This is a genomic window from Rhizobium redzepovicii, assembly GCF_019793435.1.
Classification (GTDB): Bacteria; Pseudomonadota; Alphaproteobacteria; order Rhizobiales; family Rhizobiaceae; genus Rhizobium; species Rhizobium redzepovicii.
Window position 1 is genome coordinate 231,379 of sequence record NZ_JAILYH010000008.1, and the last position, 26,035, is coordinate 257,413.

Below are 26,035 nucleotides of genomic sequence, written 5' to 3' on the forward strand. Positions count from 1 at the left end.
ATGAGGGGGTGAGCGACGAAAGGTGCGAACATCCAAATAGCATTCATCATCAGTGCGCCACCGCCGCGGCCGCCGCCTCGTCGATCAGCCGGCCGCTGCGGAAACGCTCCAGCGTCAGCCCGGCATTGAACTTGTGCGGCTCGTCGCGGGCAATCAGGTGCGCGAAGAGATTGGCCGAGCCCGGCGTCGCCTTGAAGCCGCCGGTGCCCCAGCCGCAATTGACGTAGAGCCCGGGAACCGGCGTCTTCGACTGGATCGCCGAACGATCCGGCGTATTGTCGACGATGCCGCCCCATTGCCGCATCATCTTGACGCGCCGGAACATCGGGAAGAGCTCGCAGATGGCATCGAGCGTGTGCGTGATGATCTGCAGCCCGCCGGTCTGGGAGTATGAGTTGTACTGGTCGGTGCCGGCGCCGATGACGAGCTCTCCCTTGTCGGACTGGGAGATATAGGCATGCACCGTGTTCGACATGACGACGCACGGAAAGATCGGCTTCAGCGGCTCGGAGACCAGCGCCTGCAGCGGGCTCGATTGCAGCGGCACACGCACATCGGCCATCTTCATGATGGTCGACGTATGGCCGGCGGCCGACACGGCGACCTTTTTGGCGCCGATGAAGCCGCGCGAGGTCTCGACCCCGGTCACGCGTCCATCGGGGCCGCGGCGGATGCCGGTCACTTCGCAATTCTGGATGATGTGCACCCCGCGGTCCGAGGCGGCGCGGGCATAGCCCCAGGCAACCGCGTCGTGCCGCGCCGTGCCGCCGCGCCGCTGCAGCGCCGCGCCGTTGATCGGGTAGCGGGCGCTCGCCGAAATGTCGAGCGGCGGGCAATAAGCCTTGGCCTGCTCCGGCGTCAGCCATTCATTGTCGATGCCGTAGAGCCGGTTGGCATGGATATGCCGCTTGAACGACTGCTGGTCGTGAATATTGTGCGAGAGCATCATCACGCCGCGCGGCGAATACATCACATTGTAGTTGAGCTCCTGAGAAAGCCCTTCCCAGAGCTTCATCGAATGCTCGTAGATGTGCATGCTCTCTTCATAGAGATAGTTCGAGCGGATGATGGTGGTGTTGCGCCCGGTATTGCCGCCGCCAAGCCAGCCTTTTTCGATCACCGCCACATTGGTAATGCCGTGCTCCTTGGCGAGGTAATAGGCTGCACCCAGCCCATGACCACCGGCGCCGATGATGACGACGTCGTATTCGGCGCGCGGCTCAGGCGAAGTCCACTGCTTCTCCCAGCCCTTATGGCCCCGAAGGGCCTCCCTCGCCACGGCAAAAACCGAATATTTCCGCATCCGCCTTGTTCTCCTATGGGAAAGGGCTGTTCTCCGCGCCCATACAAATCGCAAATCCAAATGCGGCACAACGGTTCTTTTGCGACAGTCGAGCGCTTTGCTTTTGACACTCAGCGACATGATGCCGAAAACTGCGCAGTATTCGCGCGACATCGTCCGCTGCTTCCGAGGCCGTTCGGCAGGACGAGGCAAAATCGGCCTTTCCCAGGGGCCGCCGCCCGGTCGTAGCCCAAGTGGGCGAGAAGACAAGCAGTTACTAAAATGTTAATTCTCCCCGTGTTTCCGGGGTCCGTGTATCATGTGGGGTCGGCGTTCATTACTCCAAGCACTTTGCATTGTGGTTGCCGTCGCGCAGCCGGCTCTCGCCGCCGAGCCAGTCGGCCAAGCTGTCGTCATCAAGACGGAGGTGACGGGACAGAGCGGCCCAATCGAAGTCGACAGCAGCGTCCATCGCAACGAACGCATCAAGACATCCCCATCGGGGCTTGGCCAATTCCTGTTTCGTGACGGCACGAAACTCGCGGTGGGCTGGGGCTCGTCGGTCGTGATCGACAAATATGTCTTCGATGATTCCCAATCGGTGAAGAAGCTGACCATCAGAGCGGCAAAGGGGACGTTCCGCTGGGTAAGCGGCAACTCCAATTCCTCCGCCTACCAGATCCTGACGCCCGCCGGCACGATCGGCGTGCGCGGCACCGCTTTCGATTTCTATGTCGGCCCCGATGGCACGACCGCCGTCGTCTTGCTGAATGGCGCGGCCCGGTTTTGCGGCCCGGGCGGCTGCCGGCAATTGCAGCAGCGCTGCGATTGCGTGGTCGCCAAGCCGAATGGCAATATGTCGGCGGCGCGCCGGGTCGATCCCAGCATTCTCGATACGCTCGGAAATCCCCGCGCGCTGCCCTTTCTCTCCGGCAATCAGCGGCTTTCAGGCGGCATTGGCATGATCGGCGGCTGCAATATGGCGTCGGCCGCGCCGGAAAGAAAAGATAGAAAACCGCCTCCGCCGGCGATTACACCTGTTCCGCAAAGGCAGGATCCGCCTCAGAGGCGGGCCGAGCCGAAGAAGGAGCGGCCGAACAAGCCGGACATGCCGCATCACGACAAACCGCATCATGACAGGCCCCATCACGACAGGCCAGATCACGACAGGCCGCATCATGATAAGCCGGATCGTCCCGACAAGCATGACGGGCATGATGATCACGACCGGACCGGCCACCACAACCAGCATCACGGAAATGACCGGGATCATCAAGAACACGATCGCGACCACGATGGCGATCGTGATCACGACAAGGATCGGCACCACAACAGGCGCGACGGTTTCAATCACAACCGCTGACCCGTTCAGTCGGCCGCGCTCTTCTCGAATCGATCATTCGCCTCGCGAAAATGATCGGTCCTGCCGGATACCCGCTGATAGAATTCCGCCAGGCCGTCGATCACTCCCGCCGCCCTGAGCTTTGCCGTGCCGATGAGCTTGCGGGTGTTCTTCGAATGCGCAAGCAGGGCCTGCATCAGCTGCTGGTGGGTAACGACAAGGGCTGAAAATTCGGCCGATGCGGCAACCCGTTCGTCGCCGACGACGGCAAGGATCTGCGTTCGGCTGCTCTTTCCTTTGAGCGGAATGGCGCCGGCCTCGAGCAGCGCCATGCCCCGCACCGACCTTGCCGTACTGTCGGATATCAGAATATCGAAACCGACTTCCTTGCAGCATGATTCCAGGCGCGCCGCGACATTGACGGCATCGCCGACCGCCGAATAGTTGAAGCGCGTCTTGGCGCCCATATTGCCGACGCAGGCAAGGCCGGTATGGATGCCGATCCCGATCCCGACCTGCTGTCCGGGTCCGAAGCCGAAAGCGTCGCCGGCGTTCAATTCGGCGAGCGTCTCGCGCATGGCAAGTGCTGCGCGAACCGCCTTGGTTTCATGATCGGCCACATCGACGGGCGCATTCCAGAACGCCATGATCGAATCGCCGATGAACTTGTCGAGCGTGCCTTCATTGGCCACCACGTGGCGGCTCAGCGCATCGAGCAGCGTGTTCAGGAAGGCCACGACATCCGTCGGCGCCAGCCGCTCGCTGATCTCGGTGAAGTTTCGGACATCGACGAACATGACCGTCAGTTCGCGGTCGTCGCCGCCGAGGCGTAAAGGATCACGGGTATGCTCGATACGATGGAGCAGCGATGGCGAAAGATAATGCCCGAAGGCGCGCCGCACTGCCCGCCGCTCCCGGTCGATCACCAGGATTTTGAACGAGGTTGCGGCAAAATGGATGATCGATCCGCTGACGATCGGCGCCAGCGGATCGAAAAGAAGCCCGGCATACAGAAACGACGACCAGGAGGCTACGAGCGCCATCGCCGTGATCAGCAGGCCGCAGATCAGCGCGACGGCGGGACTGACGAAGGTCGTCACGACGACGAGCAGGCTTCCGAGCACGGCAATCGTCAGGATTTCCAGCCCGTCCGCCCAGTCAGGCCGCGACAGGAAATGGCCGGACAGGATCTGCTCGACGGCCTGGGCATGCAGCGACACGCCGGGAACGTTCTCGCCGAGCGCCGTGACGCGGATGTCCTGCAGGCCGGCGGCCGATGTGCCGACGAAGACGATGCTGCCGTTAATGGCAGCCGCAACCTCGGGAGAGGCCCCTTCGGCCGCAAGCACCTGCCGGGCGGATATGTACCGCTCGGCCCGATCGGGGCTGACATAGAGCCAGAGTTCGCCCGCCGCCGTCAGCGGCACGACGAAATCGCCGATCTTCGCCGATGTCATGATGCCGGCGCGATCTGGCGCGCCCGACAGCACATAGGTCGACGCCCCCTGCGCAACGCGCAGCGCCTCGATGGCGAGATTTGGATAGAGCTGCTCTCCGTCGGTCAAAAACAGCGGAACCGCCCGCACCACCGGCGAAGGATTGCCGGGGTTAAGGCTGATATGGCCGAGCCCCGCCGCATTCGCCTCCAATTGCGGCCTGAGCGGTGTTGAGGCGCCGAGATAGGGCGGCGCGGAAACGGGGCTTTCGCCTGTGAAGGCAAAACCCGCCTTCACAGGCGGCCGGTAATTGCCTACGTTGGAAAGGCCGAAGCCGAGCACGACGGGCTTCTCGGCAATCGCGCGGGCGAATATCTCATCATTGTCAGGCAGTTTCTCGGCCAGCGAAGGATCGACGCCTTCGACCTCGGCGACAACGTTGCGCGGCGACAGCCGGTCCGGCTCGGCAAAAAGAATATCGAAGGCGATAGCCGAAGCGCCCATCGCGGAAAGCCGGTCCACCAGCAGCGCCATCCGGTCCCGCGGCCAGGGCCATTGGCCGAATTCGCGTAAGGATGTCTCGTCTATGTCGACCACGCGAACCGGCATCGGCTCGAAGGTCCTCGGAACGAGCCGCTGATATTCATCGAAGGTCACGCCGCGGATTAGCTTGAAAATCCCGGGATCGTCGGCCCGCAGGATCGTGAGCAGAGCCACGATCGCGAGGCCGATAACGACACCGATTTGCTGGACGCGCGTCATGATCTCACCGGTGTCCCTCCACGGCCCGCAGAAACGGCCTGCACCTGCCGCAGGCTACGCCGCTTTCGGTCTAAACGCCATTCGCACATGCCGTCCGGATCCTCTCTTTCGATGGGCCGCGCTATCCAGATTAGGCCGGCTTTTGGCTATATGGCAGGGCTTCGATCTTGCCGGGCAGCCGGCGAAATGTTCTTGTAGCGATCGAAAGTCGAATGCCTTCCAGAGAAGAACGAGGGGTCGCCGTGATTTCCGAAACCGCCGCGCGTCGGAGCGGCTACTGGCTGATTGCCGTCGTGCTGGCAATGCTCGCAGGACTGCCGCTGGCCGTCTGGCTCGATATCAGCGACCTCTCGGGAAATACCCTGCAGCGTCAGGCACGCGACATGAGCTCGCTGATCTCGAGTATCCGTTCCTATTATTCCGCCAATGTCGTCGGGCGCGTCCTCGCCGCGCATGCCAGCGGCCTGACCGAAGGCACGGTCGTCTCCCACAACTACGCGAATATTCCTGGCGCCATCCCGCTGCCGGCGACGCTTTCCCTGGAGCTCGGCGATGTCATCAAGGAGCAGCAGGCCAATATCACCTACCGTTTCGTCTCCGACCTGCCGTTCAAGAGCCGTGCCTCCCACGAACTCGACGAATTCGAGAGCAAAGCACTCGCCGCACTGCGCGCCAATCCGCAGCAGACGCTGAACGATCTCACCCGCGTCGGATTGACTGATACCTTGCGCTTCATCACCCCCGTCGTCATGGGCCAGGCTTGTGTTGCCTGCCACAATACCCATCCCGAAAGCCCGAAGACCGATTGGAAAGTGGGCGATGTGCGCGGCATTCAGGAAGTCATCATCCGGCAGCCCTATGCGAGCAACATCTTCGCCTTCAAATACCTGCTATGCTATTTTTTGTTCGTTGCCATCATCGGCATCAGCTTCATTCTCCTCCAGCGGCAGCAGGCGCGCGCGATCCATAGCGCCAACCGGGATCTGGAAACGGCAAACGAGTTTCTGGCCAGCGTTTCCCTGAAGATTTCGCGCTATCTCTCGCCGCAGATCTACAAAAGCATCTTCAGCGGGCAGAAGGATGTCGTCGTCCATACCGAGCGCAAACGCCTGACGATCTTCTTTTCCGACATCAAGGATTTCACCGCCACCACCGAGCGCCTGCAGCCGGAAGCGCTGACGGCGATGCTCAACGAATATCTGACTGAGATGTCGAACATTGCCCTGGAACATGGCGGCACGGTGGACAAGTTCATCGGTGACGCCATGCTGGTGTTTTTCGGCGACCCGGAAACCAAAGGTCCGGAGGAAGACGCCAAAGCCTGTCTGCGCATGGCCGTCGACATGCAGCGCCGTCTCGGCGAACTCAAGGACAGATGGCGCAGAAACGGCACCGAAGAGCCTTTCGTCGTCCGCATGGGGATCAATAGCGGTTATTGCAACGTCGGCAATTTCGGCAGCAGCGACCGCATGGACTATACGATCATCGGGGCGGAGGCCAATCTTGCAGCCCGGCTGCAATCGATCGCCCAGGGAGGAGAAATCGTCATCAGCTACGAAACCTATGCGCTGGTGAACGAGATCGTCGACGCCCACCCACTGCCACCAATCACCATGAAGGGCATCCAGCGCGAGATCGTGCCCTATGCGGTGGATGGCCTGACCCTCGGAGCGGACCACAAGAGCCGCGTGCTCAGCGAACACCTCGCCGGCCTCGACCTGCATCTGGATATGAGCAGGCTGGAGCCGGCCGACCGCCTCCGGGTCAGGACGGCTCTCAAGGAGGCGATCGCCGCGCTTGATGAAACCGCGCCCGGGGCAGCCGGATCGTGACCGGACAGGGGCAAGCGTGATTTTTCCACCTGCTTTCCATATGCATCTGGACTTCCTATACCCGATCTGATATCCCGCATCACCAATCGCAAGGCTGCGGCCGCGCGAACGTTATATTTTTGCCCCTGGCGCTGCGCCGCCGCCGGCATCAACCAACCAAAGGAACGTGATTCTCGTGCAGGTACTTGTCCGCGATAACAATGTCGATCAGGCTCTCCGCGCTCTCAAGAAGAAGATGCAGCGCGAAGGCATTTTCCGCGAAATGAAGATGCGCGACTACTACGAGAAGCCGTCGCAGAAGCGTGCTCGCGAAAAGGCCGAAGCTGTTCGTCGCGTTCGCAAGCTGGCCCGTAAGCGCGCCCAGCGAGAAGGTCTGGTCGCACGCTGAGCGTTGCCGTCGTTTTTTCGACGTTTTCAGATGCATTGTGGCGGGGGCGATGGGTTCGCCACCGCCTTTTTTAGTTTGCCGCTGAAGATCGCATATCCCAGTATCGGGTATGCCGCATGGGGAAAGCGAGCCCGAATGGCTGTCAACACCTTCAATCCGTCCCGCGCCTGGCGCCTGCAGAAAACCGCATTCCTGCCCGCTTTGGCGCTGGCGGCAATGTTCGGCCTTGCCGGCTGTGAGACGACAAACACAACTGATGCCGTGATCCGCATCGACAAGGCGCAGGGTTCGGAAGAGAATATCGCCTCTCTGACGGCGGTCATCAACGCCAATCCCAAGGATCCGGAAGGCTACAACGTCCGCGGTTCCGCCTATGGCCGCGGCGGCCAGTTCCGCCAGGCGCTGAACGATTTCAACACCGCATTGCAGATCAATCCGCGGTTTTTCCAGGCCTATGCCAACCGCGCCCTAGTCTATCGCAACATGGGCCAGCAGGCCCAGGCGATCAGCGATTACAATGCCGCGCTGCAGATCAATCCGAGCTACGACGTCGCCTATATCGGCCGCGGCAACGTCTATCGCATGGCCGGCCAGGACGACCAGGCCTTCAACGATTTCGACAAGGCGATCCAGCTTGGCACCACCGATGGCCGCGCCTATCACAATCGTGGCCTGATCTATCAGAAGCGCAATCAGCAGGATAAGGCGATCGACGATTTCTCGAAGGCGATCTCGCTCGCGCCGAATTCGCCCGAGCCCTATAACGGCCGCGGCATTTCCTATATCGCGCTGAACGACAACGATAACGCCTTTGCCGATTTCAACCATGCGATCGAACTTAACGGCAACATCGCCGAATCTTGGGCCAACCAGGCGCTGGTTTACGAGCGGCGCGGCGACAAGGCGAAGGCCGCCCGGTCCTATCGCCACGCCGTTGGCCTCGATCCCAAATATCAGCCGGCTCGCGACGGCCTTGCTCGCGTCGGCGCCTCAGCCGGCTAAGGACATCAGTTGGGCGGCCGAAATATCGGCCGCCGCACGATATGTCGTCCTCGATGACATATCATAGTATGTTGCAACCTGCTCTTGCTCCCCCTAACATGGCGCTGCTTCGATAGCTTGCTATCAGGTGTTCGAAACAGTTTGAGGGCGGCTTGCGAGAGATGCGGATCTTTGCTTTCCTGACCGCTCGCAAAAACCCTTGCCGGCCAGCGCATGGGACGTGGCGAAACAGATGAAGATCGTCGCGTTGTTCTTTCCCAAGGCCTCCATCGGCACCTATCTCGTCGCCATGGCGGTGGCGATTGCGCTGCCCATCTTCGCCTTTGTAACACTGCTTCTGCTGCAGCTTGAGGACAACCAGCGTTCGACGCTGCGGCGCGAGACGGCCCAGGATGCGCTTGCGCTTTCGCGCATAATCGACCGTCAGCTTCAGGATATGGCAACGACGCTGCGGCTGCTTTCGAGCTCGCCGGAGCTCGAAAACGGCAATCTCGCCGCCTTCCACGAGCGCACGGAAACGGCCCTCAGAGACAATACGCTGTTCGTCATCGCCGTCGATCGCACCGGTCAGCAGTTGTTAAATACGCGCCGGGCGTTCGGCACGCCGCTTGGCAAGACGGCGAACCTGCCCGCCCTCGAAGCGGTCATGGCCTCCGGTCGCATCGAGGCATCGGACGTCTTCCGCGGCCGGACCAGCGGCGAATGGGTCTATAACGTCACCCTGCCGCGGGCAGACGATCCCGTCGCAGCCCTCATCATCACCCAGGATGCCAAGGATTTGGGCAAGCTCGTGACGACCGAGGGCCTTGCCCCCGGCTGGTCGGCCGCAATCATCGATCAAAGCGGCCATGTGGTCGCTGGTGCCGGCCCCGCCAATCTCGAACCCGGCACGCTCTTCGATCCGCGCATCCTGCCGGCATTCACCGCGTCACGCGGCGTCTTCCAGGACGAGAAGATCCTGCCGCACATGCTGCTTGGCTATGCCAGGATTCCCGGCTGGTCGTGGAAAACGGTGATCTGGGGACCGATCGCCCAGGCTTCGATCCTCAGCACCTGGCGTTTCCTCATCATCGGCGGCGTAGCCTTGGTGCTCGTCGCCGTGCTCGGCGCCTATGCCGTCGCACGGCAGGTACGCACCACCATCCGCGATATTGCTGAAATGGCCAACCGCATGGGCGAAGGCCATATTGTCTCGCCGGTCGAGACCAGCGTCATCGAGGCGAACCAGGTGGCGATCGCGCTTTCGAACGCCTCCTTCGATCGCAGCCAGACCGAGGACCGGCTGCGCTTCGTCATGCACGAACTTGTCCACCGCACCAAAAACCTTCTGACGCTTGCCCAGGCGATGATGCGCCAGCTCGCCAAACAGGCCGACAGCGTCGAGACCTTCCAGGCCGCCGTCGCCGACCGCCTCGAGGGGCTGGGACGTTCGATCGAGCTGCTGACCAGCGAGCAATGGGGAGGCGTGTCGCTGCGGCGGGTCGTCGACATCCACCTGCAGGCCTTCCCGCAATCGCGCGAACAGATTGAAATCACCGGCGAAGATTTCGTGCTGAAGCCGGATGCGGTGCAGAATCTCGGCCTTGCCCTGCATGAACTCGCCACCAATTCGGTCAAATACGGTGCGCTTTCCGTCCCGCAAGGCCGTGTCCGCTTCGAATGGCGCGATGTCAGGGAGGAAGACAAGCCGGATGCCCTGCTCCGCTTCACCTGGGAGGAACGCGGCGGCCCGCCTGTGGCAGAGCCAACCCGCTCAGGTTTCGGCACGACCGTTATCAAGGCCCATGCCGCCTCCGCCTTCCGCGGCACGGTGCAGGTCGATTTCCGGCCCGAGGGCCTGTTGTGGGTGCTGACGGCGCAGCGCGCCATGCTGGAACGGGACTAAACATCCAAGTCAGGAACAATCGCCACCCCTACCCGTTTCGAACAGGTCGTTCCCAAGGAGAAAGACCATGTTCAAGCAAACGATCATCGCCGCCGCGGCTCTGACGGCCGCTGCCTGGGCAGATCAGGCGGGCGCGGAAAGTTATGTGACGCTTGGCCGCCTGGTCTGCGGATCGGATGGTGGCCAGGGCCTGATCATTACCTCGCAGAAGAACCTGATCTGCACCTATACGCCGGCGTCAGGCGGCGCCAAAGCGGTCTATGCCGGCAAAATCGAGAAGTTCGGTCTCGACATCGGCCAGACCGGCAAGAGCGTGATGATCTGGCAGGTGCTGGCGAAAACCGGCACGGATATACCGCAATTCGCGCTGGCCGGCGAATATTACGGTATCGGTGCGGATGCGAGCGTCGGTGCAGGGGCCGGAGCCAAGGTGATTGCCGGGGGCACCAACAAAGCTTTCATGCTGCAGCCGCTGAATGTCCAGGCGCAGGAAGGGCTGAATCTCGCCATCGGCGTCGAAAAGATGACGCTGGTGCCGGGCGAGACCTGAGCAAAGCGGCCCCGTCCGACCTGAACGGAACAGCCGCCCGAGGGGCGGCTGTTCTGAGGTGATCAATGCGAAATCGCCTTGTTGATATCCTCGGTCATCTTCTTCGCGTCACCGAGCAGCATCATCGTGCCGTCCTTATAGAACAGCGTATTGTCGATGCCGGCATAACCGGAGCCGAGCGAGCGCTTGACGAAAAGGCAGGTCTTTGCCCGGTCGACGTCGAGGATCGGCATGCCGTAGATCGGCGAGGTCTTGTCGTCGCGCGCCGCCGGATTGGTGACGTCGTTGGCGCCGATGACATAGGCGACGTCGGCCTGGGCAAATTCCGAATTGATGTCCTCGAGCTCGAAGACCTCGTCGTAGGGAACATTGGCTTCGGCGAGCAGCACGTTCATATGGCCGGGCATGCGGCCGGCGACCGGATGGATCGCATATTTCACTTCGACACCGTTCTTCTTCAGATTGTCGGCGAGTTCGCGCAGCGCATGCTGGGCCTGGGCGACCGCCATACCGTATCCCGGCACGATGATGACCTTCGATGCATTGGCCATCAGATAGGCCGCATCCTCGGCCGAGCCGAGCTTGACCGTCTTGTCTGAGGTGTCGGGGCCGCTGGACGCCGTCTCGCCGCCGAAACCGCCGAGGATGACCGAGACGAAGGAACGGTTCATGCCCTTGCACATGATGTAGGAGAGGATCGCGCCGGACGAACCGACAAGCGCGCCGGTGATGATCAGTGCGAGATTGCCGAGCGTGAAGCCGATGCCGGCCGCAGCCCAGCCGGAATAGGAATTCAGCATCGAGACGACGACGGGCATATCGGCGCCGCCGATCGGCACGATCAACAGAACGCCGAGCGCCAGCGACAGCGCCACCACGGCCCAGAAATCGAAATGGCTTTCGGTGGCGGCCAACCCGATGATGAACAGCACGATCAGCACCAGCAGCGCCGCATTGATCACATGCCGGTAAGGCAGCATGATCGGCTTGCCGGACATGCGCCCGTCAAGTTTCAGGAAGGCGATGATCGAACCGGTGAAGGTCAGCGCACCGATGGCGACGCCGAGCGCCATTTCGACCCGCGCTTCGGTGTGAATCTGGCCGATTTCGCCGATGCCGAAGGAGGCGGGGGTATAGAGCGCCGAGGCCGCGACCAAGACGGCCGCGAGACCGACCAGCGAATGGAAACCGGCAACGAGCTGGGGCATCGAGGTCATGGCGATGGTGCGGGCGACATAGGCGCCGACGCTGCCGCCGATGGCAAGGCCGAGGATGATCAGCACGAAACCGCCGAAATTCGGCGTCGCCAGCACCGGCGTCGTCAGGATGGCGATCCCCATGCCGATCATGCCGTAGAGATTGCCCTTGCGGCTGGTGGCTGGATGCGAGAGACCCCGAAGCGCCAGGATGAAGAGAACGCCGGAGACGAGGTAGAGGAAGGCTGCGATATTGGTCATCGGTTCCTCACCGGTCTTTCTTGCGGTACATCGAGAGCATTCGCTGCGTCACGAGGAAACCGCCGAAAATGTTCACCGAGACGAGCACGAGGGCGACGAAGCCGAAGCCGGTCGCAAGCCCGCTTGTCGAGATGCCGACCGCCAGAAGCGCGCCGACGACGATGACGGAGGAGATCGCATTGGTAACAGCCATCAGGGGCGTATGCAGCGCCGGCGTCACCGACCATACGACGTAATAACCGACGAAGATCGACAAGACGAAGATCGCCAGCTGGAAGACGAAGGGATCGATCGCCCCGCCGGTCGCAGCGCTGGCCGCTTCCGGTGCATGGGCCGCCGCCGTGACGACAGCGGTGACCGCCTGGTCGAGCTGCTCCAGCGCTTTGTCCATTGCTTCACTGGCCATCAGAGATCTCCCTTCTTCGCGCCGCCGAAGGCGGGATGCACCACGTCGCCGGCATAGGTCAGCATCGTCGCCTTGACGAGTTCGTCGTCGAGGTTGACGACCACGCTCCGGCCCTCCTTGTTGACCATGGTCTCGAGGAAGGTGACGAGGTTCTTGGCGTAGAGCGCCGAAGCGCTGGCCGCGACCCGGCCCGGCATGTTGGCAAAACCGATCACCTTGACGCCGTCGACATCGGCGATCTCGCCGGCAACGACGCCCTCGATATTGCCGCCGCGCTCGACCGCAAGGTCGACGGCGACCGCGCCGGGTTTCATCGCAGCGAGCATGGCGCGCGAAACGAGCCGAGGCGCCGCGCGGCCGGGGATCAGCGCGGTGGTGATGACGATATCCTGCTTGGCGATATGTTCGGCCACCAGCGCTGCCTGCTTTGCCTGATAGTCGGCGGACATTTCCTTGGCGTAACCCCCGGCCGTTTCCGCCGCCTTGAACTCCTCATCCTCGACGGCGATGAACTTGGCGCCGAGCGAGGCGACTTGCTCCTTGGCGGCCGGGCGTACGTCGGTGGCCGAAACCGCAGCACCCAGGCGCCGCGCCGTGGCGATCGCCTGAAGACCGGCGACGCCGGCACCCATGACGAAGACCTTGGCGGCCGGCACGGTGCCGGCAGCCGTCATCATCATCGGCATGGCACGGTCATAAACCGCCGCCGCCTCGATGACGGCCTGATAGCCGGCGAGATTGGCCTGGGACGACAGCACATCCATGGACTGGGCGCGGGTAATGCGCGGCATCAGTTCCATCGCAAAAGCCGAAAGACCGGCGCTGGCAAGAGCGGCGATCGCTTCGTCATTGCCATAGGGATCCATGATGGCGATGACCACGGCGCCGCTTTTATAGCCTGTAATTTCCTGTGCGGTCGGGCGGCGCACCTTCAGCACGACGTCGGCGGAGGCTGCATCGGCAGAACTGCCGATCCTGGCGCCGGCTGCCTCGAACTCTCCGTCTGGAACGCGCGACGCCGCACCGGCACCGGCTTCGACGACGACGTCGAAGCCGAAACTCTTCATTTTTTTCACGGTCTCGGCGGAGGCCGCGACACGCGTCTCCTCGCCCGCAATTTCCCTTGCAACGAAAACGATATTGCCCAACTGCCCCCTCCTCCGGGTCAGCCAGACCGCCGCAGGCTTCCCTGCGCAGGCCAAGCACCTAAAGCATGTCGTGCAAAACTGTCTGGCAGCCCTGCGATAACGATATGCGAGAAAATAAAGACCTGAAGCGCGAAGAGCCAATCTGAAAGATCGCAACGCGCTTCAGTCACAAAGCTTCGGCGAAGCCCTCCCTTTTGCCGCGCTCAGCGGAACAGGAAGACGCCGACAGCGAGTAGAATGATGAAGACGAGGAGGCCGCCGAGAAGGCCAGCGCCGCCAAAGAAACCGGCGGTCATCGCAAGCAGGAGGACGATGAGAAGCATCGAGCCGTATTTGGTGGCAGTGATGAACATGTCGTAGGTCTTTTCATGTTCTTTGTAATCCATCGGCGCGCCGGTCTCGACCGGTCCGGTATGATGTTCGGCCATAAAAATATCGTCTCCCTGAAATGCCTCTGCGCTGCCTGATTCCCTCGGCTGGCGAGGGAAATCCCTGCTTGCAGGAATTACACAATGACAGCCGAAAGCGCAATCCATGAGAATGCCGCAGCTCATGCATGTCGCCCGGAAGTGTGCAGCGGTTCCGGAAGAACGACATGCATCAAAACAAAGGGCTAAAGCGCGTCGCATGAATCAGATTTGATGCGACGCGCTTTTAGGCTTCAAAACCACCTATTCCCAGGCGAAAAAAGCATGAGGGACGACGACTGCGGATAGTGTCGTCGCCCCTCATTGTTCTCACTCTGATGCTCTCTCGGTGAGAGAACAGAAATCAGAGCGGCAGGTCGGTGCCGAGTTCGCCTTGCGGCACGAAGCGCGCTGTCGGAATGATGGTGAGCGGCGGCAAGGTGTCGTTGGGATTGCGTGAAAACATCATGCGCTGCTCGCTGGCGCTGGAAATGAAGAAGGGATAGCGCGTCAGCAGCTTGCGCCCGACCTCGATCACATTCGTCGCCATCAGCGTCATGTCGATGCCGTAATTCTTCGCCAGCCGGCCGGGCACGACCGTATCGGCATAGAAGACGCGCTTGTAGAAGGCCGCATGCGGCGGCCGGACAAACTGAAGAACGCGGTCCGCGCGGAAATACGCCGCTGCCACGATGGTCGGCCGCAGCGTCAGATAGGGAACCCACGGCAGATCGGTGGTGAGCTCGGGGTCGGCGGCGAAACGCGCCGGATCGATCAGTGTCAGCCCCGCATCCAGAAGCTCATCCATCGCCTCCGGAAAGGCGCCGCCGGATTGGCTGAGGCGATGCTCCGGTGTCACATAATGAACCCGGATGGTGCTGACCAATTCCCCATAATAGTACAGGCCGAAGATATAGGCGTGACTGTCGAAATCGCTATCGTCCAGCAGCCCTTTCGGGGCGAGCGCGAGCACGTCGTGAGCCTTATAGGCCTTGTAGCGCAGGCGTTCCACCTGCTCCATGTCTTCGCTGCTTTCGACGCGACGATACTCGACATGATCCAAAACTTCCAAAATTTTCGCGCTGAAATCGCTACGCTTGAACAGTGTCTCTGACATTCTCTCGATCCGCTCGTTAACGGATCATTAATCATATGCCGGCGAGATTTAGGCAAGGAAATCCGATAATTCGGCCCGTTTATAAAGTATTAAGGTTAACGGCGCGGAGGAGTGTCAGTGGAAAAGCGGCCGTAGCGGAGCGCTCAGGCGACCTTGTTGCGTCGGCGTTGAACGGGTCGGCGGCCGATGCCCTGCTGCAAGAGCGGGATATTCTGGGAAGGCACCGGCTGAGAGAAAACATAGCCTTGCACCAGATCGGTGCTGCGGTGTTTGTTGAGCAGGGCGAGCTGCTCTTCGGTCTCGACACCCTCGATGACGATCTTCAGCCCCAGTTCACGGGCGAGATGGACCGTGCCGCGCAGCAGCTTGAGGCGGCGGGTATCCTCGACGATATTGCGGACGAAGGAGCGGTCGATCTTGACGATATCAAGCGGCAGCGTGTCGAGATAGCTGAGACTGGAGAAGCCGGTCCCGAAATCGTCGATGGCGATGGTGATGCCGCGGGCCCTGAGCTCCGCCAGGATGGCACGCACGGCCGCCGGCTCGTCGATCAGACAGCTTTCTGTGACTTCGAGATGCAGCCGCGCCGCATCGAGGCCGGAATGAGCAAGCGCGTCGGCGACCAGCTGGAGGATGTCGGCATCCCTGAGGTCCCGAGCCGAGAGGTTGACCGAGACCGCGATATGGTCCGGCCAGTTCATGCATTCGCTGCAGGCCTTGAACAGGACGAAGCGGGTGATGTCGGAGATGATGCCCATATCCTCGGCAAGCCGGATGAAGACATCGGGCGGGATCGATCCCTTCTCCGGATGCACCCAGCGCGCCAAGGCCTCGGCGCATTCGATTCGTGAACCGTCGGCCCGGAACATCGGCTGGAAGACCAGATGCAGCGCCTGCGCGGAAACCGCGTCACGCAGATCCGCTTTCAGCTTCTGCTGTTCGATGTAGCGGCCGTCCATCTCCCGCTCGAAGCCTGATATGCCGCCCTTGAAGCGCGACTTGCTTTCGAACAGGGCAAGATCCGCCTTGACGCTCCATTCGTCCATCGCGAAGGCAGTGCTTTCGAGGATGGCGTAACCTGCGCTGAGCGAAACGAGGAAGGTCAGCTCATCGACCTCATAATGACCCTGGATCGCCGCGTGTACGCGGCGGATCTCGATGTCGAGCGAGGCCGGCTCCTTCGCATGCGGGAAGAACAGGATGAACTGGTCGCCCATCAGCCGGCCGAGAATGGCGTTGCCGGAAGCCTGCTTGATGCGGGCGGCGATAGCGCAGAGCAGATGGTCGCCGGTGACATGGCCGCGCATGTCGTTGACATGTTTGAATTCGTCGATATCGAGAACCATGAAGCCGAGCGGCCCGGACTTCCTCTGATGTTTGGCGAGATAGTCCTGCACCAGCTGCCCGAAATATTCCCGGTTCGGCAGACCGGTCAGCGCATCGAAGCGGACCATATGCATGATCTTCTGCTCCGCCTTGACACGGCTCGACACGTCTTCGAAGATCAGTACGGCGCCGCCATCGGCTCTCCGGCTGGCGGAGAATTCCAGCGACAGGCCCTCGGGAAAATGAACGAGCGTGCGCGACAGGTTACCTTCGGCGACCTGGGTGAGCTGACGCAGGATGAGCTCCGGCTGCGAGGCGTCCATGAAGCTGTAGCGCGCGCCGTAACGCAGGACGGCGCCGAGGTCGCGGTCCTTTAACCGCTCCGGCGCGCCGATCTTCAGAAGCTCGCAGGCCTTGCGATTGACGACCTGGATCCGGTTTTCGGCATCGACCATGACGAGGCCATGCGGCATATTGTTCAGCGCCGTATCGAAACGGTCGGCGATGATGGTGATTTCCCGGCGCGCGATGACATTCTCATAAAGGAACTCGCGCACGCCGTTCGCCATGGCCCGCGTCGTCAGCCAGAAGGGAATGAGGAAGATCGACAGCAGGCCACGATAGAAGTCCAGCGCCATCAGGCTGCAGACGATCATCGGCAGACAGCAGGAGAAGGTCTGCAGGTCGACCGCCAGGCGCGAACCGTAGTTGCGGCCGACGACGGAAACCATGGTCGCCATGGTGACGGCAATGCAGGCAAGCTCGGCAAAGGAATCGTGCACGACGAAGATGGCGTAGCCGCTGGCGAGGCCGAGCAGAGCGGTGGTGCAGGCCGCACCGGCAACCAGGATCCGCTCCCAACGCTCGATCCCGGCGTGCGACAGGCGCTCCTTGTCGACCTGGTCGAACCGCCGGAAGACAAACATGCGGACGCAGAAGACCAGGAGGAAGGCGGCGGCCAGCAGGATGTAGACGAAGGATTGGGTCTTGGCGGCGACGGCCAGGCATGTCGCGACGTGCACGATCACGCCAGCAAGAAGCGTCATGCGGTTCCCGGACAGGGAACTCACAAACGACAGATACACATCTAAAGGGACCCTGTTCGGGTTATCTGGCTTCATCCACACTTTCCCTGTGCGCGGGAATTCTAAGCCCAACCCTTTAAAAATTGATTTCAATGGAATCAAACATTTGGTCAAATTTTCTAAAACCAGAGGATGAACCCTACAGCTTACACGCGTCAATGCAGCCTCTTGGCGAGATTATTGAAATTTTTTATCCACGCCAGGGTTGTCTAATTATTATATGGTCACACGGTCCGGTCAGCGCATCTAAGACTATACTCCAAGCCGCGGCATTTATCCTTCCAATTTCGAAGGCCGTGGTCTACATCGATTGCAAGAGGGAAAGCTGCCGGAGAAACGGCAGGACAAGAACAAGGGAAACGAATGTCGGGACTTCTGGCGGCAAGCCGGCTGATCGATTCGGTCAGTCGGATCATGGGCAAACTTTCCGAATACATGGTGCTGTTCTGCTGTCTGATCAGCGCCGGAAACGCCATCGTCCGCTACGCCTTCAACTACAGTTCGAACGGCTGGCTCGAGATCCAATGGTATCTCTTCGCCTTCGTCGTCATGCTCGGCGCCTCGCATGCGTTGCGCAACAATGAGCATGTCCGCGTCGACCTGATCTATGGTTCCGTGTCCGACAAAGCGAAGATCTGGATCGACATCGTCGGCCTCATCGTCTTTCTGATCCCGGTTTGCGTCTTCCTCACCTGGATCTGCTGGCCCTTCTTCACGCTGTCCTACCAGCAGGGAGAAATATCGGGCAATGCCGGCGGGCTGATCCGCTGGCCCGTCAAGCTGATCCTGGTCGCCGGTTTCGCATTGCTCTCCCTTCAGGGCATTTCCGAGCTGATCAAGCGGATCGCCGCCCTGACCGGCCACATCCAGATCGACACGACATACGAAAAGCCGCTGCAATAGCGCTCCCGGGGAGAAACGGATTTGTTTGATTTCGGTATCATCCCGCCGGCGATGTTCCTGGGCATGGTCATCTTCATGCTCTACGGCTTTCCGGTCGCCTTCTCGCTGGCCGCCGTCGGCCTGTTTTTCGGCATCATCGGCATCGTCACCGGCCATTTCGGCGAAGTCTTCCTGCAGGCGCTGCCGCTTCGCTTCTTCGGCATCCTTTCCAACGACCTACTGCTCGCCATCCCCTTCTTCACCTTCATGGGGGCGGTGCTGGAGCGCTGCGGGCTGGCCGAAGACCTGCTCGAAGGCACCGGCAAACTCTTCGGCGGCATACCCGGCGGCCTTGCCTATGCCGTCATCCTCGTCGGCGCGGTCCTCGGCGCGATCACCGGCACGGTGGCCGCTTCCGTCATCACCATGGGCGTGATCTCGCTGCCGATCATGCTGCGCTACGGCTACAGCCCTCGCCTTGCCACCGGCGTCATCGCCGCCTCCGGCACCATCACCCAGGTGATCCCGCCCTCGCTCGTACTCGTCGTACTCGCCGACCAACTCGGCAGGTCGGTCGGCGACATGTATCTCGGCGCGATCGGCCCCTCGATCCTGCAGGTGTCGATCTTCGTGCTCTTCATCCTGGTGATGTCGATCTTCCGGCCGAAATCGATGCCGCCGCTGCCAAAGGAGGTGCGCGGCGACTTCAACTGGGCGCTGCTCGCCAAAGTGCTGATGGGCATGGTGCCCTCGATCGTGCTGATCTTCCTGGTGCTCGGCACGATCTTCATGGGCCTTGCAACGCCGACGGAAGCCGGTGCGCTGGGTGTCGTCGGCGCCATGGCGCTCGCCGCCATGAATCGCCGCCTCACCTGGCCGCTGATCCGCGAGGCGATGACATCGACCACCCACATCACCTCAATGGTGGTGATGATCCTGATCGGCTCCACCTGTTTCAGCCTGGTCTTCCAGGGCATGGATGGCTCGCGCTGGATCGAGCACATGCTGTCGGGCATTCCCGGCGGGCCGGTCGGCTTCCTGATCTTCGTCAACATCTTCATCTTCGTGCTCGCCTTCTTCCTCGATTTCTTCGAGATCGCTTTCATTGTCATCCCGATGCTCGCCCCCGTCGCCTCGCATCTCGGCATCGACCTGATCTGGTTCGGCGTGCTGATCTGCGTCAACATGCAGACGAGCTTCATGCACCCGCCCTTCGGCTTCGCGCTGTTCTACCTGCGCTCGATCGCCAGCAAGGACGTCAAGACCTCGGATATCTACATGGGCGCCCTCCCCTGGGTCGGCATGCAGCTGATCCTGGTGGCGATCGTGATCTTCTGGCCGCAATCGGTGACCTATTGGCTGGATCACGGCCCGAAGGTCGACCCGAACTCGATCAAGATCGAAGTCCCGGGCTTCGGCGGCCAGCTCGGCCTTCCCCCGATCGGCGGCGGCAACGGCTCGCCGCAGATCCCCGGCCTGACCCTGCCCCCACTCGGCTTGCCGGGAGCGCCGCCGCCACCGGCCAAATAACCCCGCCAAATAAGAGCCAAAACAAAACCCCGGATCAAGCGATCCGGGGTTATGTATGCGTTGGTGTCGTGTGCCGATGGAAGCCCTCAGAGCTTTCCTGCCCGCTGCTGGATCATCATGAACGTATCGAAAGTGTATTCCGAAAGCTGCATCCAGAGATAGGCGTCCCGCTTGAAGGCGGTCTGGTCGTCGTAGATCTTCTTGAAATACTGGTTGGTGCCCGAGATTTCGCTGTAGATGCCGGTCGCCGCCTGGAAGCAGGCTTCCATGATCTCCTGGCTAAACGGGCGCAGCGTCGCACCTTCCGCAACGAGCTGCTTCAGCGCGGTCGGGTTCTTCGAGTCGTACTTTGCCAGCATGTTGGTGTTGGCGAAGGCGCAGGCATCAGTCAGCGCTGCCTGATAATGCTTCGGCAGGTTGCTCCATTTTTCAAGGTTGAAGAAGCCATGCACCGTCGGGCCGCCTTCCCACCAGCCCGGATAGTAGTAGTACTTCGCCACCTTGTGGAAGCCGAGCTTCAGGTCGTCATAGGGGCCGACGAATTCGGCCGCATCGATCGTGCCTTTTTCCAGCGCCGGATATATGTCGCCGCCGGCAATCTGCTGCGGGATGACGCCGACCTTCTCCATGACGCGGCCGGCAAGGCCGGCGATGCGCATCTTGACGCCCTTGAGGTCATCGAGCGTATTGATTTCCTTGCGGAACCAGCCGCCCATCTGCGCACCGGTATTGCCGGCAGGCAGCGCATACATGCCCTGTGTGGCATAAAATTCATTCATCAGCTTGTTGCCATTGCCCTCGTAAAACCAGGCATTGGTCAGGCGGCTGTTCAGGCCAAACGGAATGGCCGTTCCGATGGCATAGGTCGGGTCCTTGCCGACGAAATAATAGGAGGTCGTGTGGGCTGCCTCAACCGTGCCGGCGGCCACCGCATCGACGGCCTGCAGGCCGGGCACGATTTCACCAGCCGCGAAAGGCTGGATCGTGAAATTGCCGTCTGTCGCAGCGGCGACATGCTTGGCGATATCCTCGGCACCGCCATAGATCGTATCCAAGCTCTTCGGAAACGACGACGTCATACGCCACGCGATCTTTGGATTCTCCTGCGCGATCGCAGGCGCTGCCAATGCCGTTGCGGCGACCGCGCCGGCGCTGGCGGTTCCCGCCTTCTTGAAAAACGAACGACGATCCATCAAAAACCTCCCGTATGGATGGCACTGCGCGGCCAATCTTCACCCCACCCGCAGCCGGCGCAAACCTAAGCATGGCGGGGGCCGCGATTCAAGCTTTAGTCTATTAGCCTTTGGCATCAAGACGGCAACTAGCGAATACGAGTGCGCCTATCAAAATCAGCGGCTTAGCAGCGAAGCCGGGAGCCAGGGGGCTGCTTCGGCCGTATTTTGGCCACCTGACACGGCCAAGCGTTGACTTAAGGGCCGTTCTGGCGCCAGAAACGCTGTGCTGAAAGATTTTTACCGGGGTTGATATGACGAAACCGATCGTTGCCATTCCTGCCGATATCCGCAGCTTTGACGGCGCGACCTGGCATGCCGTGCAGCATCAATATCTGCGTGCCGCCTTGAATGCGGCCGGCGTCATGGCCTTCATCATCCCCGCTTTCGAGGCAGGCTACGATACCGACGCGATCCTCGACCGCGTCGACGGCCTCCTCGTTTCCGGCTCGGCCAGCAACGTGCACCCCTCGCTCTATGGTGCCGAGGCCAATGACAAGGACGGCCCCTTCGACCCCGCCCGAGACGCCACCAGCCTGCCGCTGATCCGCCGCGCCCTCGACTGCGCCATCCCACTGCTCGCCATCTGCCGCGGCATCCAGGAGCTGAACGTCGCGCTCGGCGGTTCGCTGGCAAGCGAGATCCAGGAGCAGCCCGGCATTTGGGACCATCGCCGACCGGACGGTGTCGACCGCGACGGCATGTATGCGATTCGCCAAAGCGTCCACGTCAAGGAAGGCTCCTGCATCGCAAGCATTCTCGGCCCCGGAGAGGTCCGCGTGAATTCGCTGCATCGGCAGGCGATCGCCAGGACCGCCCCACGCCTGCAGGTGGAAGCGGTCGCCGAGGACGGCACGGTGGAGGCCGTTTCCGTTATCGACGCCAAGGCTTTCGCTGTCGGCGTGCAATGGCATCCGGAATATTGGGCTGAAACCGACAAGTCCTCGAACCAGCTGTTCGCCGCTTTCGGCGACGCCGTCCGCGCCTATGCCGCTGCCAAGCTGCCGGTCATCCCCGCGCAGGCGATCGCGTGACGGCGCAATGCCGGCGAGCCACCAGACCCGCCGGGCGTTGAACTGCGTCGATCAATGGTGATCTTCGTCCTCGTCATCATGCTCATGCTTGAGCCAGGTGCAGAGCTCCGCCGGCAGCAGTTTCTCATAGGCATCGTCGCTGCCGACGAACTCCCCAAGATCCTTGACGCTGACGAAGCCGACATTCGGAAATTGCTCTGCCGCGCTACGCAGGAAGTCGAAGCGTTCGTCGCCAACGCCGACCATGACGTAGTAGATCTGCGATTCGGCGCGCTCGGCCTTCTGTAGCAGCGTCCAGGCCGCATCCCGGTCGGCATTCTCGCCATCCGTCAGGAAATAGTTGATCGCCGGAATACCCGAACGTGTCTCCTCGCCGAACGTATCGCGGCTCATGCCGAAGATCATGCCGAGCAGACCGCCAGCCGCCTCCTCTTCCATCAAACCATATGTCATCAGGTTCGAGCGGATGACTGGGCCATAATCGGTGCCACCCCAGAGCACGGTTTTCAGCTTATTATTGCTGATGATCTCGCGCTCGACGTAACCTTCGTAATTTTTCGCGGTAGCCGGCGCGAGCGATGCCATCTTCTCCTGATTGGAGAACACCCAGGTATCGATACGCCCGTCATCATCGAAATAAAGAGCGACGGGAAGAATACGCTCGAGCGCCGCCTGTACCGCGCCGGATTTGAAAAGGTCGCTCATCGAGCCCGAGACATCGATGTTGAGGCCGACCTGCGCCGGAATACGCTCGTGAATGCCCTGTTTCTGAAGGACGAAGCCGACGCGGCGAACTTCTTCCTCGGGCTTGTGCAGCTTGAATGTCGTCATGGGTCATCCCTCCGATTTGAGTTTTCCTAGAATACGCGCGTGAATGCCGCGCAACGGCGCTCCGGCGCCGGCCTGCGATGGTGATAGAGCGGTTCGCGCCGCCGTCAGCGCCGCGGAATAGGCCGCATGCCACGCCGGCAGCTCCTCCTGCAACAGGCCTTGTGCAGCGTGTCCCAATGCATCGACGTGTCGTGCAACGGCAGCAACGGTCCGCGTGCTCACCTCGATCGTGGCTTTCGTGGCCGCGAGACTGACAGTCCTCGTTTCGATCGCTTCGGCTTGCGAGGCGTAATGGGCCTGCCGCTCGTGATCGGACAGTTGGAGCGCGCTGACGTAATGAACGAGGAAGCGCCCCGCCAGGATATGGGCCGCCAGATTGCGGTCGAGCGTCGCATAGCCTTTGCCGACGGCGCGCAACCCTTTCGCGATGGTGACAATCTCGGGAGCAAGCGCATCGAGCTCTTTCGCCAAGGCCTGCACTTCAGGGTAAAGCTGCGAAAACAGGCCGGCAGGATCGCGCGGCGCCGCCAGCGCTTTGATCGCCCTCAGAACGCCGCCGCGAACGGCAAAGACGCGGTCAGGGTCGAGCTCGCCGAGACGCTGGAGCAACTCGGCACTCAGGCGCTTTCCGCGCGCCAACACTTCGCTGTCGACAAGGGCAAGTTCGCTTTCGGCAAGCCTGCCATGCTCTGTCTGGAGGCTGGCGCCGAAGCGCAAGACGTCGTCGAAATGATGGTCGTCGAGATTGGCCCCGTCAACGATGCGCAACGCCATTGACGCAAGCGATGCCGCAGCGTTGGCGTCGATCTCCAGAAGCGCCTCGACGCTGCAGGCAATGCGCCGGCGAACTTCGCCGGCCGCAAGAACGCGCGGTGTGTCGCCTTTGGGTGTCGGGGCTTGTGGCGAACCAAACAGGATTCTCGGTTCGGCAGGCGGCCGGGAAGGACCGGCAACGTCAGGCGATGCGCTTTCCGGAAAAAGCACCTTTGGCAACCGGTCCGGCTCCTTTTCCGGTGGTCCATCTGCCTTGCCTCTTGTCAAGTGAGGCTCCCGTTCAGCCGAAATAGGCTTGAATGACGTCGCCAAGTCCGGCATTCGATCCCGCGCCGACGGCATGGAATCGCCAGGATCCATCCGCCTGCTTGAGAAAGGAAGCCACCTGTATCGTCGTCTTGCCGGCAAACTCGGCCGTAAGCTGGTAGCGGCAAAGCTCGTCGTCCATCGCATCGCAAACTTCGATATAAGCGTTCTTGACCTTGCCGAAGTCTTGTCTCTTACGTTCCGCATCATGGATCGTCGCCCAGACGGCAAGCTCCGAGACCTCCGCCGGCAGCTTCGCCAGCACGATCTTGAACTCCTCGCGGAACCCCTCATCGTGGTGACCGCCGCCATGGCCGTCTTCGTCACCGTCATCGTCCGGCTCCGACCTTTTTATCAGGCCGCCACGTCCGGTCCGGTCGTCACGTTCGTGCCACATCGAGCCGTCATCCGTCTGGAAGGAGCCGTCAGCGTTCTTGATGAGCGAGCCTTCCGGATTGCCGGAACTGCGCACGAAAGCATAACACAGCGCATGCGAGCCTTCATTGTAGAGTCGCGCACGGTTGGCATCGCCGCCCGGATGGACCAGCGCAAAACAATGCACGTCGAGATCGAAGGCCGGGCCTGAACCTTCGGGCGGATCCCAGACAAGTCCCGAATGGACGAGCTGGATTTCCTTCTGGATCTGAAATGACTGACCCTTGTTGAGCTTGAAGGTTGCCATGCGCTGTGGTTCTCCTGAAATCTCAGATCGGGCGATCGGTCACGATTTGTCGCGCTTGCTCGAGCTTGACGCGGGCGGCAGCATAACGCTCCTTGTTTCGCTCGCCTTCGGCGACCACCTTGTCGGCGATATCGCGCAGCCGCTGGGCGGTGCTAAGCACCAGATCGGCATCGGCAAGCCGGGTCTCGCCGGCGGCTTTGACTGCATTGACCGAGACATCCTCGAGCACCTGCGATCCATATTGCTGAAGCGATGCGCGCAGTTCGCGCCGCATGGCGTTCATCTGCTGGATCGACTGCATCTGGAAGAGTGCGTGCAGCCGAATGAGGACCGACTTGATGTCGTTGAATTCCGCATTGGCCGAGGTGACAGTATCCGCAAGGGTCGCGAGCGCAGCACCGCGTGCAATCCCGATCGAATCGAGATCAGCCGGAGCCTTGGCATAGGCGGTTTCAAGAACGAGGACCCGGTTCTGGAAGATGTCGAGCTTCTGCGAGAAATCGCGGGCTTCCTGCACCTTGAGCGGATCGCCGGAGGCCGCCTCTTTGGTCAACCGGTCAAGTTCGCGGCCGGCATCGGCGACGATACGGCGGCCGGCCTCGACGAAGACGCCGAGAGACACGATCGTATCGCGATACCCCTGCGCCAGCGTACTCATGCGCGACACATCGAGGATGAGCTTGCCACTCTCCTCCTCGATCTGCACCTCCATCGGCCTGACGAGATCGCCGAGGGACTTGGCCTTGCTTTGTAGCATGCCGCGAACCTCGTCAGTCACCGCCTTGAGGCGCTTGGCGGGATCACCGAGACCCACTGCCATTAGCAAACGTTCGAGGAAGCTGCCCTTCAACTTCTCCCGGATGCTTGCCTCGAGCCCCTTCAGATCGGCATCGTTGACGCCATCCCGGATCGTCCGGAATAATTCGAACAGCACCGGCGACTGCGCATTGGTGATCTGCGAAAGGATGGCATCGAGCTTGGCGCCAAAACCGCCGATAGCCTCCTGGCCGAAGGTGATCAGACCATGCGGCTCTACGGTCGCCAGCCTGAACCGCTCTGCGAGATCGCTGACCTCGCCTGCCTTTTCAAGCGGAAGAACGACCGTCACGACGGCGGGCAGATTGCCGGTTGAAAGCGTAGGCGTCAGACGCGGGCTCGTCTCGCGAGTCGCGGTGTTCGGCGTGCTTGGCTCCGACATGCCGTCAATCCTTTTTGTTCGGCTAGCCTTACGGTTCGGCTTCAAGCCGCCCGGAAAGCTACGAACTTAAGTTGTAAAAATCGGCAGGAATGTAGCCGAAGGGTTCGTGTCGGGCAACATATCATCGAGGAACAGTCGATT

Annotated in this window: 22 protein-coding genes; 9 read left to right on the top strand and 13 right to left on the bottom strand. The window is 61.3% G+C overall.

Features of this window, described 5'->3' with window-relative positions; translation table 11 throughout:
* Positions 1–49: 49 nt before the first annotated feature.
* Positions 50–1,303 carry a sarcosine oxidase subunit beta family protein gene (locus K6N12_RS15055; RefSeq protein WP_049734738.1) on the bottom strand — a complete coding sequence of 418 codons (1,254 nt, stop codon included), beginning with the start codon at positions 1,301–1,303 and terminating at the stop codon, positions 50–52.
* 298 nt (positions 1,304–1,601) lie between these two features.
* On the opposite strand from K6N12_RS15055, the gene K6N12_RS15060 reads away from it, so the two are divergent.
* Positions 1,602–2,645, top strand: coding sequence for a FecR family protein (locus K6N12_RS15060; protein ID WP_097628723.1), 1,044 nt, complete (start codon positions 1,602–1,604; stop codon positions 2,643–2,645).
* Between the two features lie 5 nt (positions 2,646–2,650).
* Here K6N12_RS15060 and K6N12_RS15065 read toward each other — a convergent pair whose 3' ends face one another.
* Positions 2,651–4,822 (bottom strand): CHASE2 domain-containing protein, encoded by a 2,172-nt coding sequence (locus tag K6N12_RS15065; protein ID WP_097628722.1) that lies wholly within the window; start codon positions 4,820–4,822, stop codon positions 2,651–2,653.
* 212 nt (positions 4,823–5,034) lie between these two features.
* Here K6N12_RS15065 and K6N12_RS15070 point away from each other — a divergent pair, with 212 nt between their 5' ends.
* The 5 genes from K6N12_RS15070 to K6N12_RS15090 all read left to right on the top strand — a co-directional run bounded on the left by K6N12_RS15070 (position 5,035) and on the right by K6N12_RS15090 (position 10,479).
* A complete protein-coding gene (locus K6N12_RS15070) occupies positions 5,035–6,654 on the top strand; it encodes an adenylate/guanylate cyclase domain-containing protein (RefSeq protein WP_097628721.1) in 1,620 nt (539 codons plus the stop codon).
* Positions 6,655–6,829: 175 nt separating this feature from the next.
* On the top strand, positions 6,830–7,042 hold the full coding sequence (gene rpsU / locus K6N12_RS15075) for a 30S ribosomal protein S21 (RefSeq protein ID WP_003585885.1): 213 nt from the start codon (positions 6,830–6,832) through the stop codon (positions 7,040–7,042).
* 135 nt (positions 7,043–7,177) lie between these two features.
* Positions 7,178–8,044, top strand: a complete 867-nt coding sequence (locus K6N12_RS15080) for a tetratricopeptide repeat protein (protein WP_097628720.1) — start codon at positions 7,178–7,180, stop codon at positions 8,042–8,044.
* A 232-nt stretch (positions 8,045–8,276) separates the two neighbouring features.
* Complete coding sequence (locus K6N12_RS15085) at positions 8,277–9,929, top strand: sensor histidine kinase (RefSeq protein WP_097628719.1); 1,653 nt, start codon at positions 8,277–8,279, stop codon at positions 9,927–9,929.
* A gap of 67 nt (positions 9,930–9,996) precedes the next feature.
* Positions 9,997–10,479 carry a DUF992 domain-containing protein gene (locus tag K6N12_RS15090; RefSeq protein ID WP_097628718.1) on the top strand — a complete coding sequence of 161 codons (483 nt, stop codon included), beginning with the start codon at positions 9,997–9,999 and terminating at the stop codon, positions 10,477–10,479.
* A 62-nt stretch (positions 10,480–10,541) separates the two neighbouring features.
* On the opposite strand, the gene K6N12_RS15095 is transcribed toward K6N12_RS15090, so the two are convergent.
* The 6 genes from K6N12_RS15095 to K6N12_RS15120 all read right to left on the bottom strand — a co-directional run bounded on the left by K6N12_RS15095 (position 10,542) and on the right by K6N12_RS15120 (position 17,461).
* A complete protein-coding gene (locus tag K6N12_RS15095; RefSeq protein ID WP_097628717.1) occupies positions 10,542–11,936 on the bottom strand; it encodes an NAD(P)(+) transhydrogenase (Re/Si-specific) subunit beta in 1,395 nt (464 codons plus the stop codon).
* Positions 11,937–11,943: 7 nt separating this feature from the next.
* The gene (locus K6N12_RS15100; protein WP_003590253.1) at positions 11,944–12,342 is read right to left on the bottom strand and encodes a proton-translocating transhydrogenase family protein; all 399 of its coding nucleotides are present in this window, start codon (positions 12,340–12,342) and stop codon (positions 11,944–11,946) included.
* Positions 12,342–13,490 (bottom strand): Re/Si-specific NAD(P)(+) transhydrogenase subunit alpha, encoded by a 1,149-nt coding sequence (locus tag K6N12_RS15105; protein WP_222148838.1) that lies wholly within the window; start codon positions 13,488–13,490, stop codon positions 12,342–12,344. The genes K6N12_RS15100 and K6N12_RS15105 overlap by 1 nt, the downstream gene beginning before the upstream one ends.
* A gap of 203 nt (positions 13,491–13,693) precedes the next feature.
* Positions 13,694–13,918 (bottom strand): aa3-type cytochrome c oxidase subunit IV, encoded by a 225-nt coding sequence (locus K6N12_RS15110; RefSeq protein WP_003590250.1) that lies wholly within the window; start codon positions 13,916–13,918, stop codon positions 13,694–13,696.
* A 343-nt stretch (positions 13,919–14,261) separates the two neighbouring features.
* On the bottom strand, positions 14,262–15,014 hold the full coding sequence (locus K6N12_RS15115; protein ID WP_097628715.1) for an N-acyl amino acid synthase FeeM domain-containing protein: 753 nt from the start codon (positions 15,012–15,014) through the stop codon (positions 14,262–14,264).
* Between the two features lie 143 nt (positions 15,015–15,157).
* Positions 15,158–17,461, bottom strand: a complete 2,304-nt coding sequence (locus tag K6N12_RS15120; protein WP_097628714.1) for a putative bifunctional diguanylate cyclase/phosphodiesterase — start codon at positions 17,459–17,461, stop codon at positions 15,158–15,160.
* A 327-nt stretch (positions 17,462–17,788) separates the two neighbouring features.
* Between K6N12_RS15120 and K6N12_RS15125 the strand changes: the two genes are divergently transcribed.
* Together K6N12_RS15125 and K6N12_RS15130 are read left to right on the top strand one after the other, a co-directional pair.
* Entirely contained in the window at positions 17,789–18,328 is a 540-nt protein-coding gene (locus K6N12_RS15125) for a TRAP transporter small permease subunit (protein WP_097628713.1), read from the top strand.
* 21 nt (positions 18,329–18,349) lie between these two features.
* Complete coding sequence (locus tag K6N12_RS15130; protein ID WP_097628712.1) at positions 18,350–19,837, top strand: TRAP transporter large permease; 1,488 nt, start codon at positions 18,350–18,352, stop codon at positions 19,835–19,837.
* Positions 19,838–19,923: 86 nt separating this feature from the next.
* Here K6N12_RS15130 and K6N12_RS15135 read toward each other — a convergent pair whose 3' ends face one another.
* A complete protein-coding gene (locus K6N12_RS15135; protein WP_097628711.1) occupies positions 19,924–21,030 on the bottom strand; it encodes a TRAP transporter substrate-binding protein in 1,107 nt (368 codons plus the stop codon).
* 293 nt (positions 21,031–21,323) lie between these two features.
* On the opposite strand from K6N12_RS15135, the gene K6N12_RS15140 reads away from it, so the two are divergent.
* A complete protein-coding gene (locus K6N12_RS15140; protein WP_097628710.1) occupies positions 21,324–22,103 on the top strand; it encodes a gamma-glutamyl-gamma-aminobutyrate hydrolase family protein in 780 nt (259 codons plus the stop codon).
* A gap of 51 nt (positions 22,104–22,154) precedes the next feature.
* On the opposite strand, the gene K6N12_RS15145 is transcribed toward K6N12_RS15140, so the two are convergent.
* The 4 genes from K6N12_RS15145 to K6N12_RS15160 all read right to left on the bottom strand — a co-directional run bounded on the left by K6N12_RS15145 (position 22,155) and on the right by K6N12_RS15160 (position 25,894).
* On the bottom strand, positions 22,155–22,934 hold the full coding sequence (locus K6N12_RS15145) for a VWA domain-containing protein (RefSeq protein ID WP_097628709.1): 780 nt from the start codon (positions 22,932–22,934) through the stop codon (positions 22,155–22,157).
* Between the two features lie 3 nt (positions 22,935–22,937).
* Positions 22,938–23,918 carry a hypothetical protein gene (locus tag K6N12_RS15150; protein WP_239620449.1) on the bottom strand — a complete coding sequence of 327 codons (981 nt, stop codon included), beginning with the start codon at positions 23,916–23,918 and terminating at the stop codon, positions 22,938–22,940.
* A 70-nt stretch (positions 23,919–23,988) separates the two neighbouring features.
* A complete protein-coding gene (locus K6N12_RS15155; protein WP_097628707.1) occupies positions 23,989–24,696 on the bottom strand; it encodes a TerD family protein in 708 nt (235 codons plus the stop codon).
* 22 nt (positions 24,697–24,718) lie between these two features.
* On the bottom strand, positions 24,719–25,894 hold the full coding sequence (locus K6N12_RS15160) for a toxic anion resistance protein (protein ID WP_097628706.1): 1,176 nt from the start codon (positions 25,892–25,894) through the stop codon (positions 24,719–24,721).
* Positions 25,895–26,035 lie beyond the last annotated feature (141 nt).